The 13,314-nt window shown below is 37.9% G+C and carries 12 protein-coding genes; 6 read left to right on the forward strand and 6 right to left on the reverse strand.

Features of this window, described 5'->3' with window-relative positions; translation table 11 throughout:
- Positions 1-4 precede the first annotated feature (4 nt).
- Positions 5-622 carry a hypothetical protein gene (locus tag R2Q66_RS07840; protein WP_316747574.1) on the forward strand — a complete coding sequence of 206 codons (618 nt, stop codon included), beginning with the start codon at positions 5-7 and terminating at the stop codon, positions 620-622.
- Positions 623-639: 17 nt separating this feature from the next.
- Complete coding sequence (locus tag R2Q66_RS07845; protein WP_316747576.1) at positions 640-1,161, forward strand: hypothetical protein; 522 nt, start codon at positions 640-642, stop codon at positions 1,159-1,161.
- Between the two features lie 115 nt (positions 1,162-1,276).
- Here R2Q66_RS07845 and R2Q66_RS07850 read toward each other — a convergent pair whose 3' ends face one another.
- From R2Q66_RS07850 to R2Q66_RS07860, 3 genes are all read right to left on the reverse strand, one after another.
- Complete coding sequence (locus R2Q66_RS07850) at positions 1,277-3,124, reverse strand: DUF2075 domain-containing protein (RefSeq protein WP_316747578.1); 1,848 nt, start codon at positions 3,122-3,124, stop codon at positions 1,277-1,279.
- An 18-nt stretch (positions 3,125-3,142) separates the two neighbouring features.
- The gene (locus R2Q66_RS07855; RefSeq protein WP_316747580.1) at positions 3,143-3,472 is read right to left on the reverse strand and encodes a nucleotide pyrophosphohydrolase; all 330 of its coding nucleotides are present in this window, start codon (positions 3,470-3,472) and stop codon (positions 3,143-3,145) included.
- Between the two features lie 214 nt (positions 3,473-3,686).
- On the reverse strand, positions 3,687-3,923 hold the full coding sequence (locus tag R2Q66_RS07860) for a hypothetical protein (RefSeq protein ID WP_316747581.1): 237 nt from the start codon (positions 3,921-3,923) through the stop codon (positions 3,687-3,689).
- A 558-nt stretch (positions 3,924-4,481) separates the two neighbouring features.
- On the opposite strand from R2Q66_RS07860, the gene R2Q66_RS07865 reads away from it, so the two are divergent.
- The 3 genes from R2Q66_RS07865 to R2Q66_RS07875 all read left to right on the forward strand — a co-directional run bounded on the left by R2Q66_RS07865 (position 4,482) and on the right by R2Q66_RS07875 (position 10,632).
- Entirely contained in the window at positions 4,482-7,676 is a 3,195-nt protein-coding gene (locus R2Q66_RS07865) for a SusC/RagA family TonB-linked outer membrane protein (RefSeq protein WP_316747583.1), read from the forward strand.
- A gap of 103 nt (positions 7,677-7,779) precedes the next feature.
- Entirely contained in the window at positions 7,780-9,081 is a 1,302-nt protein-coding gene (locus R2Q66_RS07870) for a RagB/SusD family nutrient uptake outer membrane protein (protein WP_316747586.1), read from the forward strand.
- Positions 9,082-9,114: 33 nt separating this feature from the next.
- Positions 9,115-10,632 carry a TlpA disulfide reductase family protein gene (locus R2Q66_RS07875; protein ID WP_316747588.1) on the forward strand — a complete coding sequence of 506 codons (1,518 nt, stop codon included), beginning with the start codon at positions 9,115-9,117 and terminating at the stop codon, positions 10,630-10,632.
- Positions 10,633-10,687: 55 nt separating this feature from the next.
- Here R2Q66_RS07875 and R2Q66_RS07880 read toward each other — a convergent pair whose 3' ends face one another.
- The 3 genes from R2Q66_RS07880 to R2Q66_RS07890 form a co-directional block, all read right to left on the reverse strand.
- Positions 10,688-11,047, reverse strand: a complete 360-nt coding sequence (locus R2Q66_RS07880; protein ID WP_316747590.1) for a hypothetical protein — start codon at positions 11,045-11,047, stop codon at positions 10,688-10,690.
- A gap of 68 nt (positions 11,048-11,115) precedes the next feature.
- Positions 11,116-11,553 (reverse strand): MauE/DoxX family redox-associated membrane protein, encoded by a 438-nt coding sequence (locus R2Q66_RS07885; protein WP_316747592.1) that lies wholly within the window; start codon positions 11,551-11,553, stop codon positions 11,116-11,118.
- A gap of 96 nt (positions 11,554-11,649) precedes the next feature.
- A complete protein-coding gene (locus R2Q66_RS07890) occupies positions 11,650-12,234 on the reverse strand; it encodes a hypothetical protein (RefSeq protein WP_316747594.1) in 585 nt (194 codons plus the stop codon).
- Between the two features lie 224 nt (positions 12,235-12,458).
- Here R2Q66_RS07890 and R2Q66_RS07895 point away from each other — a divergent pair, with 224 nt between their 5' ends.
- On the forward strand, positions 12,459-13,193 hold the full coding sequence (locus R2Q66_RS07895; RefSeq protein ID WP_316747596.1) for a LytTR family DNA-binding domain-containing protein: 735 nt from the start codon (positions 12,459-12,461) through the stop codon (positions 13,191-13,193).
- Positions 13,194-13,314: the final 121 nt, after the last annotated feature.

Raw genomic sequence — 13,314 nt, forward strand, 5'->3', positions numbered from 1 at the left:
TCTTATGCATTTTAACCTCTCCACAGAAATTATCAAACGAAGCGTATCCAAATATTGGGATATTGCCAAACTGGAATGGAACTTTGAATACCTCTACGTATCCGACGAATTCCAGACCTGCCTTTGCGGGCACTATCCTATCAAGAACGTTTGTGTCATCAGGAACCATAGAAACAATACAGAAACTGAAGTAGGAAACTGTTGCGTTAACAAGTTCCTCGGAATTGACCGTGGAAACAAGATTTTAGATTCCATCAAAAGACTAAAAATTGACCTTAGCAAAAGTATGAGTGCTGAGGTATTGGAATATTTGAAGGAGAAGCATGTAATTTCGGAGTGGGACTATGACTTCTACATTGATACCTTGAGAAAGAGAATCATGAGCTACAAACAGCTTGAACATCGAGAGCGCATTAACCAAAAACTCATCGACTTCAGCAGCGGCGAAGTGGGATCTGCCCTTGGCAAAATCCACACTGTACTAAAATGGGCGGATGACAACAAGGACTTTGACATCACATTTATTCATTCACTAAAAAAGAACTGTGAACGCGCTGGCAAACTTAGCGAAGGGCAGAATAGAGCACTCGACAATATCATCACCAAATTCAAAATTAACTGATCAAAAAAGAAGCACAAGTGGGAAATAAAAACACCAAGAGAGAAAAGCGCAAAATCGCATTTCAGGCAAGTGCCTTATTGATAGGGATATTCTTCATTCTCCCAATCCTCATCTTCGCCATATTCTCCGCAGGATACCTCATCGCGAGTAGTAAGAATGGCGAATACCTTAAAGTAACTAATATCGGATTTGCCCTTTTCGCCGGAATCGCTACACTCATGTTCAATTGGGCGCGGAGCTTAAACGCCCAAAACTTCAACTTTGAAATTAACAGGATCAACGAGATTGGCGAGCACGCGATCATTGGCGGTATAGGTTATTTAATCGCATCATTATTTCAATTCATTCAAACCATTCCTCATAACACAGGTATTTTAGTTCTACTACCTAATTTCTACTTTTCCATTACCCCAATAATTATTATTGTTACTTTCATGGCTACTTCCTTCTCAGCACTTTATATTATCTGCGAGATAACAACCATCTATTTTGAGGTGCTACATGTTAGAAAGAAAATCGAAGGACAAGCGCAAGTATAATATAAAGCTTCACATGTGAATTTTGAGCCCGCATAGTTAAGAGACTAAACTACTTAAAAATCCAATCAACCTATAGCTTGAAAAAAACTAATTTATCATTAACACATAATAACAATTAAGAACTAAAATACGCTCTTAATTCAGGATCGCTAAAATAAACATAACACCCCTTCATACCTCTGGTCATTAACGTCCGGTACGTATTCTTAATAATGCCCCGAACGAGCTCCTTAGTCTCTTCTGGCTTTTCCAGCATACGCTTTTTATAACCAAATATAGATCTATCAGACTTTGCACGAGCGGAAGGCTGGGTCAACACCTTCCCATCCTTCATTATCAAATCAGGACCAATAATAACCCCTATATAATCAACTTCCAACCCCTGACAAGTATGAATACAACCAATCTCTTTAACTGATTCCGGGCTAATAATCCAAAGGCTTCCATCGGTACTGAGATTCCATTGCATAGCAAAATTAAATTCAGGAATAACTACATCATTGGCCATAGAGTTCTTCTTACTAGTCCAATCCCAACAATAGCCCGCTACCATTCTTGATTTATTATTTACACTGTTCTTTTCGACAATTGCCATCCTCAATTCCTCAGGCGAATCAAAAACTTTGAAATCATAATTAATTCCTTCCAAGGTGGTATTAGCTGTCTCCTTAATCTGCAGCATATGATCTAGCCATGCCAGATAACCATCAGAACCACCGCAGCGAAACTGTGAACTAAGTTCCATTTCAGTAATATTTGCTCCAGCAAGGTTTGCCCATTTATGTATTTCCTCCCGGGAACCAATATCATTGATATGAACCCGCTGATCTTCATCCAGAAAAAACACAGAACATTGGGCTGCATTAATAAGCTCTTTTATCTGATTCACCCCAAGGTTATTATACAAACCAGATTTTTCATTTAAACGATGTGCTTCATCAATTACCAAAACATCAAAAACACCATCCTGAGCATCTAGATACGCACCTGAACCACCAAAGAGATTTGAAATCACACCTCTTTTCATTGATCCAGTTAACTTACTTTCGTATACAGCTCTTGGGGCAGCATTTTTAGAAACATACTTAGCCAGGAGACCCCTATTTGTAAGCTCCACGAGTAGGTTAATAGCAACTACAGACTTCCCTGTTCCCGGACCGCCTTTCACAATAAAGACTTCTTTCTGATTTTTATTTGCTCCTGCAGCCAGCTGCAGAGCTGTTTCGTAAACAATTTTCTGTTCATCGATCATTACAAATTCTTCCTGCCCTTTGAGCATAGCTACCATGCTATCGGCAAGCATTTTAGAAGGTCTAATTCTCCCCTGTTCAATCCGATACATGATCTTTCGATCATCGCCATATTTAACAAACTGCTTTATAAAATTCCGCAGCTTTACAGCTTCTCCTTTTAAAAACACCGGAGCCTTCTCAATATATTCCTGGTAGTGGGAATTAGAAATCACTTCATCGTCTACATAATTATGCAGGTATGCGCAAGGCCTGAGCTGAATATTATCCTGACTTACAGTTTCATTAAAATTCTCTAGCAAAGCAGCGTAAGACCAGGCCTGATAGGAAGGATGAGTAAGCTCTCTAACACGGCCCCCTACAAAAGAATGGATTACTGCATCCTTATTTGAGATAGTAGCCTCAGACCATTGCTTAAGTTCCACAAGAACTGCGTAATCTTTATCTTCATCTCCTCTACCGGTTAGAATAAAATCTATACGTTTAGCGCTTTGAGGAATTTGAAATTCTATGGTTACACCACAATCATCAGGAATGGAGGAGTCATTAAGTACCCGATCCATATACTGCATAGAGTTTTTCCAGGAAAGAATTTCCTGCTTAGTTGTACTATGATTTAAATGCTTCTGAAAAAAGCTATGGATTTTTGTTTCTATCTGGTCGTTAAGCACGTCATCACTAAAAGCTGCTTTACTGGCTTGGTATACAATCATAAGAGCGTGGAAACGGAATTAGAGTTCGTTATATTTTGTAGCAGTGCCTTTAGATTTTTCTACGGGATATTTTTGAGCGTTTTTTTCAATCTTATCAAGCACAATTTGTTTTACGTCAAAGCCATACTTTTCAGCCATAAGAAAGGCATAGGCCAATACATCAGCAAGTTCTTCTTTTACTTTTTCGACTTTTGCTTCTTCAGCTCCTCTCCATAGAAAAGCTTCTAATAATTCCCCTGCCTCAATATTCAAGGCAATGGCTAAATCCTTCTCATTATGGAATTGAGCCCAATCCCGCTCATTTCGGAATTCGATCAGTTTTGCGGTAATTTCTTCTATATCCTGCATATATTAAAATATTAATCAATATTGCTAACAAATAGCCAATATTGCTATACCAAGCAAATATGAAGATTAATTTAATAAGAAATTAAGAATAAAAAGAAGATCGCGACTAAGCCATCCTTAAAATATTAAGGCAAACAGTATAGATTTACTGCTTCAATTCTGAAATATGGCTTTGAAATTCTTTACAGGTTGAAATTGCTTCGAAAATACCGTATTAAAAATCCAGGAGCATCATTGGTTTAATTTCCAATCCTTTCGCTAAAGCGAAGATAGTTGTCAGTACTAAATCTACCTGTCCTTTTGATATTCTTTGAACATTACTGTACTCAAGATCAGATCTTATAGCTAATTGTCTCAATGATGGCCTACAATTATGTACGCGACCATATTCTTCCAGTAAATTTAACAGGTGTATTCCAAATTTTGTTTTCACCTCATCTTTGCTTTCCATGGCGGAATTTCCAATTAATAGAACAATTTAATGATGTATGATCATACATCATTAAGATATTATTATTATATTTGTTATCAGACGTTTATGCTTTTTTAGTGTAAAAATCTAGGAGTCTCGTACAAAAACCGCCAGTTTATACCACGAGAGGACAAGTGATTTAGCCCAAACCTGAAGGTATATTTTTTTATCTTTGTGGTATCTTATATATTTAAGGTTGGGCTTCACTGTAGTCTTTTGTGGTAAAATTTTTCCCTCGGGTAGGGTTAAATATAGGTTCCTGGCGGTACCTTGTACAAAAGCGGTGAAGTCCAACCTTATTTTTATTCTGGAAGCTATACTGCTTTTTTAAGACTCATTTAAAGATCAACTAATTTAAATGAGATATGAAAACCCTATTCCCCTATCTAAAAATTAAAATATTGATTAGAATGGCCCCGCCATAAATCAGTATTATTCAGCAATCAAAACCATTTACCGATTAAATCCTGAGTAACCTTTAAAGGTTTTCTCAGTTGGTATTCCCTAAAAATCTAATCAACCATCTAAATCATTAACATGAAAAAAACGATACTATTAATCGTAGTGGCCACGCTTTGCCTTTTTTTTAATGCAAAGTCCCAGAAAACTACACTATCCATCAAAGGCAAAATCCTTGACGAAAAAGGAATGCCAATCCCTGGTACCACAATAACCGTAAAAGGGCAAAGAAACCATGCATTAGCGGACCACACCGGACAGTTTACTTTAAACGGAGTTCCCATTCAATCCATGCTGATCATCACCTGCATCGGATATCAACCCAGAGAAATAACCAATCTTAAAAACTCCGATTTTGGGAACCTCATTTTACTGGCAGACCACAACCAGCTGAAAGAAGTAGAAGTGGTCAGTACCGGCTTCCAAAACATCCCTAAAGAAAGAGCAACCGGATCCTTCACCCAGATAGACAATTCCCTTTTAAACAGGAGTCAAAGTACAGATATCCTGAGTAGATTAAATGGAGTAACCAGCGGATTGATCTTTAATACGAACGGAAATAAACAATCCAGACAAAGCAATATTGAAATCAGAGGAAGAGCCACACTCTTTTCCAATCCTGATCCATTAATTATAGTCGACAATTTTCCATACGATGGCGATCTAAGCAATATTAACCCAAATGATGTTGAAAGCATCACCATTTTAAAAGACGCTGCTGCAGCCTCTGCCTGGGGATCACGTTCAGGAAATGGCGTTATTGTCATCACCACAAAAAAAGGAGCTTTAAATGCTGCCCCAACCATCAGCATAAATGCTAACCTTACCGTCGGACAAAAACCAGACTTGTATGATCTACTGCAATTAAGCTCATCCGAATACATAGACATCGAACAATTCCTGTTCAGGAAAGGAGCCTATAATGGCACCATCAACAACGGCTATGCAGCCTTATCACCAGCAGTAGAGATCTTTCTGGCATCAAGGAACAAAACCATTTCAAAAGCAGACTCTATAGCACAGATTGACGCGTTAAAAGGTTATGATGCCAGAGAACAACTATTGAAATACTACTACAGGCCTAGCCTAAATCAGCAGTATCAGGCCAGTGTAAACGGAGGTAGCGCCACACAGAAGTATTTTGTCTCCGCCGGATACGACAAAAACTTAAGCAACACACAACAAAACAGCTATAACCGGGTCACTTTGAATGCCAGTAACACCTATTACTTTTTAAAAAACAGGCTGGAATTGTTTTCGAACATCATATACACGGGTAGTGTCAGTAAATCGGCTCCTGGGTTTACCATGTCTTACCCCTATGATCGCTTAGCCGACACTGATGGCAATCCATTAATCAAAGCACGAACGCTAAGGCCCTCCTATGCAAGCACTGCAGGCAATGGCAAACTACTGAACTGGCTCTACAGACCACTGGATGAATTAAACAATGGTTACAGTACAACAACAAGTAATCTCACAGACTACCGGATCAACCTTTCTTTAAGTTATACCATTTTAAAAGGATTTAAAGCTGCAGCATTATACAGCTATGAAAAAGGTATCAGCGAAACAAACACGCTGAATGAACTGGAATCCTATTATACCCGTGACCTCATCAACACTTACACGCAGATAAACCCGACTACCCAAGCGCTGATTTACCCTATCCCCCCCTATGGAGGAATATTAAATACCAGCTTAAACAACCTTAAGTCACACAATGGACGTTTTCAGATGAACTATGATCAGCAATGGAACAAGCATAGTGTAAATGCAATTGCAGGTGTAGAGATTAAGGACTTCAACAACTTTAACAGCAGAGGAACACTGTATGGCTATTTCCCTGAAACAGCCAGCAATCAGAATTCAGCTGTAAACTATACCGCTGATAACCCTATCTTCTACAATCCTTCAAGCAGCGGCCGAATCTCTCCAAATTCAGATCAGCTCGGCACAACCAATCGATTTTTCTCTTATTACTTCAATGGAGCCTACACCTATGCAGGCAAGTATATCGTCTCCATCAGTGCGCGAAAGGATGAATCCAACCTATTTGGCGTAGCAACCAACTTAAAAGGAGTCCCATTGTGGAGCGCAGGCCTGGCCTGGATAATAAATAGGGAAGAATTTTATGACATCACCTGGCTGCCACAGTTAAAACTAAGAGCCACTTATGGGTATACCGGAAACGTAAACAACTCTATTTCTGCCTACTTAACTGCAAGAGGTGGGAATCTAATCAACAAGTATGATGTTTATTCGACGGAAATTGTAAATCCCCCAAATCCAGGACTCAGATGGGAAAGAATAAAAAACCTAAATCTGGGGATAGATTTTAGCACTAAAGCAGCCAGAATAAATGGAAGCATTGATTTTTGGACAAAGAAAGGGATTGACCTCATTGGCAGCAGTCCTATTGCTCCACAAACAGGAATCAGCCTGTTTACAGGAAATTCAGCAAATACCTTTACAAAAGGGGTTGATATCCAGGTAAATTCCAATAACCTCAACGGAAGCGTAAAATGGTATACCACTTTGCTATACAACTACAGTCAAAGCGAGGTAACTGATTACAAAGTGAACAATGGAAGTAATTCGGATTTAGTGACTGCTGGTTACAATAACCCATTAATTGGCTATCCTTATTATTCCATTTTCAGCTACAAATATGCTGGCTTAGATTCCAAAGGTAATCCGCAAGGGTATTTGAATGGAGAGAAAAGCACAAATTATACTGCGATTAGAAACTCCTTAAACAGGGACGAGCTGAAATATAGTGGCTCTGCTATTCCAACCTCATTTGGAAGTTTACGGAACACGTTTATTTACAAAGGTTTTGATTTCTCCTTTAACATCATTTATAAGTTTGGTTACTATTTCCGCAGAAACTCTTTAGAAAACAGCATTTATAGCATTGGTGGTAATAACTATCAGGTGGCCGACTATCAAAGCAGGTGGCAAAATCCAGGTGATGAGCTATTTACTCAAGTCCCCGCCCTGGTATACCCAAATGTTCCAGCCCGATATGCTATTTATACTTACTCAGAAGCCTTAATTGAAAAAGGTGACCATCTGCGCTTACAGGATATCAGACTAGGATGCAACCTTAATAAAAGGCCTGGCTTACCATTCAACAACCTTAACCTTTTTTTACTGATAAACAATATCGGGATTTTATGGAAGGCGAATAAACAAGGTCTTGATCCTGATTATCCTCGTGGAATCTCAGCGGCAAAAACAATCTCTATGGGATTGAAAGCAAATTTCTAATTCAACTAAAATTAAAACCATCATGAAAAATTATACAAAATGGATCTGTTTATCCGCGTTACTTTTCCTTTTAAATAGTTGCAGTAAATCAGAATTTCTGGAAATGAAGCCCACAACATCGATCATCACACCCAGCACACTATCAGATTTTCAATATTTACTTGATAATACGGGTATTCAAAGCACTTGTGCCCTGGCGCAGTTAGCAGATGACGATTACTTACTTGCCAACGACGAGAGCCTTGCTAATGAATCAATTACAGAACAAAATTCGTATGTATGGGCTAAGGATATTTATGGAGGAGTATCAGGAATCCTGGATTGGAATACGCCTTTCAAAAACATATTCTATTCAAATGCTGTATTAGACGGTTTAGCAAAATCCGACAGCGCTGTTACTGAAAGGGGGCAATATCTGAAAGGATGGGCTTTATTCAGGCGAGCCTTTTTCATGTACGATCTGACCCGAAATTTCTGTAAATCATACGATGCCAACACTGCTTCTGCTGACCTTGGGATCCCTATTCGCCTGAAATCAGGTATTGATAAAATTGAGAAACGCGCCAGCTTACAGAAAACTTTCGACCAGATTATTAGCGACCTGACCATTGCAGAAAACCTACTTCCTGCTACAAGACCTTCCGCCAATTTAAACAGACCCTCTAAAATAGCTGTATATGCAATGCTAGCTCGTATTTATCTGGAGATGCGAAACTATGCTCAGGCTGAAATTTATGCAGATAAATCCTTAAATCTATACGACAAACTGATTGATTACAATACCCTAAGTTTAACAGCGACCAGACCGTTTACCATTACAAATGATGAACTCATTTACAACACGAATACAGTAGCAGGATATGAGTTAACTGCCACTTATTCCCTTTCTCCATCCAGAGTGGTCAATTCCCTTATTCAGTCTTACCAAACTAATGACCTGCGTAAGCCCATATATTTCAGACTTAGTCCTGCAGATGGTTATTATACTAGAAAGTATGGATATGCCGGTTCAGGAAGTTACCCATTTACCGGGCTTGCCACCGATGAAGTCTACCTCATAAAAGCAGAATGTCTGGCCAGAAGTGGAAAAACAACGCTGGCAATGGACAAGCTTAATCAATTATTAATTACCCGCTATTCGAATAAGTTTGTGTACAGTCCTTTAACTGCAAACTCAGCTGCAGAGGCTATGACAATCATATTATTGGAGAGAAGAAAGGAACTTGTATTTAGAGGACAACGATGGCATGATTTAAAGCGGTTCAATAAAGAAGGAGCCCAAATCACCATTAGCCGCAAGTTTATGGGAACCCTTTACATCCTTCCTCCCAATGATCCCCGATGGATATTCCCTATTCCGGACGATGAGGTTATTCTTAGTGGAATAGAACAAAATCAACGATAATATAAAAACCAACTATATTTTACAACCAAAATTATGAGACATTCAGCATCTTTTAGAACAGCGCTAATCATGTTAGCGACTTATCTATTCCTTATATTTCCAGCTCTCCTGAAAGCCCAGAGTAAAACCACCCCTAAACGTTTCGTGACAATTGATCTGGTCGTTCAGGATTCCACCATGCTGAAAGATTTTTACATTCAGTTTGAAATGTGTAAAAATGATGTAAATACGAACTACACCTTGGAGAAGGACTTTTATACGTTTAAAATCATCAACAAAAAAACACGCATTATCGTCCCGATTTCTACCAAAATAAATTACGGAAAAATTAAACGTTACCATGACAACGGAATCACTAAAGAAAAACTTATGGAAAATGGTGCTCCTATTTATATTTTTGAACAGGGTGATCATATAAAGCTATATATAACAAAAAAAACATTAGCCTTTGAAGGAAAAAAAGCAGAAAAATACAATTGTATTCAAAGCATAAATTCAAGCCCAAGATTTGATAGAAGCCAGTACATCAGCTTTGAAATACAAAAAAAATACGAAGAAATGTTTGGAGAATGGAAAAAGCAGCAGGATTCAGCCTTCAATGCAAAGAAAGACATACTTAAACGCTATAAACCAAAGTTAAGCCCTGAAATTTACAACCTTATTTTGGCAGATTGCCAGGGTTACTATTACGCTAGACTGCTTGGGCAACTTAATAACAATTTCAATACAGATGAAAAAAGAAAAAAAACGAGCTTCAAAACCTATAATAAATGGTTTGAAAGCATGGATCTGCTTGATTTAGATGAAAAAGCATTGGTGAAATCCTATAGATTTTGTGATTTTCTATTTCATAAAGAGTCATTTGAAGCCTCATTTATTGCCAGGCATAACTCTGGTCAAAAAAAAATACCCTATACCTTTCAACAAATCTACAATTCTATTCAAAAAAATCATGCCGGAATTATAAGAGATAAAGTAACACTTTTAGCTTTCTATTATGCTGTAGTTCATAAAAACGGAAAATCCTATTTAGATACTGCACACAAATCAATGGGTAATAATATTTTTAAAACTTCCATAGCTAACCTTATAAATAATTATTCAGGCTCCATTTATGAATATGAACTATTTGATCAATACGGGAAACTTAGGAAGTTAAGCGAATTTAAAGGTAAATTAATTGTATTAGATTTCTGGTTTACAGGATGTTTGGGCTGCATCAGCCTGGCTAAAGAATTAAAACCAATTGTGAAATCATACAAGGGGAATAAAGACGTAGAATTTATTTCTATCAGCATTGATCCAAAAAAAGAAATGTGGTTAAAGAGTGTAAACGACGAAACCTATAGCCATAAAGATCAAGTCAATCTATACACAAATGGGCAGAGCAGTCAGCATCCAATTATCAAAAACTACAGTTTATCAGGATACCCTACATTATTTTTAATCTCTAAGAAGGGACAGATCATAACAACTGCAATGCCCAGGCCTATACAAGGAAGACCTGAGACTGTAGATAATTTCAAAAATATGATAGACAAAAACCTATAAAACCAAAAATACAGCCGGGATACCTGATCCCGCTGTATTCTTTACTTTCGTTGTTTTAGTCTTCATCAGGGTAAAGACTTTCATCCACTGACGTAGATCCAGGTTCAATCCATTCATTTGCTAAATAAAGTTCAATTTGCTCATCCGTATAGCTTGGTAAATCCGGGATACTGTCTTTTCCTAATGGATTAACACTGTAATAACAATGCATTTCAGAAACGCCACGACAATTCTGACCATCAGGGGTACCAACAGGAAACTGTCTAAATTCGTCTTCTTCCGGCTGGATGATAAAATTCGCCGTAATAGCCCCTACCCTTTTCGCTTCCCCAACAGTCTTGTCGGGCGTACTTGTAAATGCACTCATGCCTAAAGCAGTTGCTGCAACTGCCAGGCTGTAAAATAAACTTTTCATAATTTGAATTTTATAGTATTGATTTAGTTGCCATATTTCTTTATACAGGGTACGGCATTTTACCTGTATCACGCGCGTAATTTCTTTTGTTCTTTATATAAGATCAGACCGGTAATGGCTAGTCCAACAAAGCTCAGATTAAACCAAATATGCTGTTGCCAGCTTAGCAAGGAAACCACTCCTCCGCAGCTGCAGGGTAGATCCTCAGCTGACATGGATAAGATCATATAGCCTAGATATACAGTAAACATCACCATTAAACCTAGTGCAGCATACAAACCCATCCTTTTTGTAAATGGAATGATGAGCAAAACACCGATTACCAGCTCAATTATTGGAATGGTCCAGGCCATCAAATGACTAAAACTTCCGATTAAAGGAACTTTACTCAGTACTTTTTCAAAAGCACTTAAAGTCATCAGCTTACTCGCTGCTGTGTAGAAAAACAACGCTATAAACAGATAGGTAATCCAATCTAAAATCTTGATGTTCATTTGAGTTTTCATGATACTTAATCAGTTTTACAACACTAAGTTCAGAAACATGAAGAAGAAGAAAGTCCACAAATGTGGCCCTATGAGTCACAAAAGCAGAAAACATATTTATCGCAGACCATAACGTCCCAAGCCCTTATCACGAATACCAAGGAAACTGGTAATGTGTTTATGATTCAATGTCAGTAAGGCTCTGGGATATTTCCCAATAAACTTATCATATCGTTGCTGGTTCGTTAAACCTGCAAGGTCTAGTGCATGGAGTTTTAAAGCAAAAAAATAGTGATCCCGAATTAGTTCTGCTAATTTATTAACCTCTTCATAGTTAGCCCGAAGCGTAACAAAATCCTGATAAGACATATAAATCAATATACCTTCTTGAAGCACTTCGGCACTATTACCAGCGGATTGCTGACTAAAAAATCCCGGAGAGACATACACGAAATCCCCTCTAAACCAAATCCAACTTGTTTCCTTCCTACCCGTATCCGGATGAATAGTCACCTCCATACAAACTCCCTTGACGATAAAAAACACCAGATCATGGATAATCCCTTTAGGTAACAAGACCTCTCCTTTGAGCGCCGCTATTTCATGGACTAAAGGCCGCAACTGATGAACCAACCCAGGTCTGACCGCAGCAAATTTTTGCAAAAAATCAAGAAGCAGATTAAATGAGGCATCAGAAATCATATCATTAATTTTTAATTCCCTACAATTTCAGAGAAAACCTGTTACTATTTTTCTTTATTACATTAAAGGTCAGTTCACTTACACCAAATTCACTTTCACTTACACAAAGCCCACAGCCAGCTCATACAATAAGTTTAAAATGATTCCTAGATCGACATAAACCTTATTAATCGTTGTCATTATAATGAAATAATTTTCTTACATTACTAATTCAAGGAAGCGCTATGAAAAACCAGATTAACTGTGTGATTATTGACGACGATCAATTTGCCATAGACATCCTAAGGGATCATATTTTGGAAGTTCCCGCTCTTAGTTTGTATAAAAGCTATACCAACCCAATTACAGCACTTTCAGAGCTGTTAGAAACGCGCAATATAGACCTGCTTTTTCTGGATATTAACATGCCTGAACTATCCGGACTTCAGGTTGCGGAATCACTTAAGCATAAAATTAAAAATATTGTCTTTACTACTGCCCATTCAAAATATGCTATAAAAGCATTTGATGTACAGGCAAGACATTACCTATTAAAACCGATTGATCTTAACAATTTCATTGAAGTAGTGAGCAGTATCATCATCAGCTCTAAAACCAGCAAGTTAACCAACATAGATGATGAGTCTTATTTCATCCATACCGGAGAGCGCGGGAAACTTACACGGGTACAGAAAAAAGAAATAGTCTATATACAGGCTGCAATAAATTATGTAGACCTTTTTCTGCAAAACAAGCGGTATACCATTTACATGACCATGAAAGAAATGGAGCTCGTTTTTGAAAGCGATCCAAGGTATTTCCGTGTTCATAAATCCTATATCATTAATCGTGACTTTGTAGATTCTATTACTGGCAACATTATAAAACTTGGCGACTATCAAGCTTTAATGAGTAGTCCGTATAAAAACGAGTTCATGAAATACCTGTCAGAAAGAACTTTGCTATCAAAAAGGTTGTAATCAATTAACGCCCGTTGCCAGGTGATATTCAAACACAATAAAACGGTCCAGCTAAAAAGATTTGTATCCCCACAGGAGCCAAGCCATTGTTTGTCTAGCCTCGTTAAATTCAAAATAACTA

The organism is Pedobacter gandavensis, from assembly GCF_032677645.1.
GTDB lineage: Bacteria > Bacteroidota > Bacteroidia > Sphingobacteriales > Sphingobacteriaceae > Pedobacter > Pedobacter gandavensis_A.

What these genes read in the sequence shown, in the direction of transcription:
- R2Q66_RS07840 (WP_316747574.1), top strand. Translation starts at nt 5, where the DNA reads ATGCATTTTAACCTCTCCACAGAAATTATCAAACGAAGCGTATCCAAA.
- R2Q66_RS07850 (WP_316747578.1), bottom strand. Translation starts at nt 3,124, where the DNA reads ATGATTGTATACCAAGCCAGTAAAGCAGCTTTTAGTGATGACGTGCTT.
- R2Q66_RS07855 (WP_316747580.1), bottom strand. Translation starts at nt 3,472, where the DNA reads ATGCAGGATATAGAAGAAATTACCGCAAAACTGATCGAATTCCGAAAT.
- R2Q66_RS07860 (WP_316747581.1), bottom strand. Translation starts at nt 3,923, where the DNA reads ATGGAAAGCAAAGATGAGGTGAAAACAAAATTTGGAATACACCTGTTA.
- R2Q66_RS07865 (WP_316747583.1), top strand. Translation starts at nt 4,482, where the DNA reads ATGAAAAAAACGATACTATTAATCGTAGTGGCCACGCTTTGCCTTTTT.
- R2Q66_RS07870 (WP_316747586.1), top strand. Translation starts at nt 7,780, where the DNA reads ATGAAGCCCACAACATCGATCATCACACCCAGCACACTATCAGATTTT.
- R2Q66_RS07875 (WP_316747588.1), top strand. Translation starts at nt 9,115, where the DNA reads ATGAGACATTCAGCATCTTTTAGAACAGCGCTAATCATGTTAGCGACT.
- R2Q66_RS07880 (WP_316747590.1), bottom strand. Translation starts at nt 11,047, where the DNA reads ATGAAAAGTTTATTTTACAGCCTGGCAGTTGCAGCAACTGCTTTAGGC.
- R2Q66_RS07885 (WP_316747592.1), bottom strand. Translation starts at nt 11,553, where the DNA reads ATGAAAACTCAAATGAACATCAAGATTTTAGATTGGATTACCTATCTG.
- R2Q66_RS07890 (WP_316747594.1), bottom strand. Translation starts at nt 12,234, where the DNA reads ATGATTTCTGATGCCTCATTTAATCTGCTTCTTGATTTTTTGCAAAAA.
- R2Q66_RS07895 (WP_316747596.1), top strand. Translation starts at nt 12,459, where the DNA reads ATGAAAAACCAGATTAACTGTGTGATTATTGACGACGATCAATTTGCC.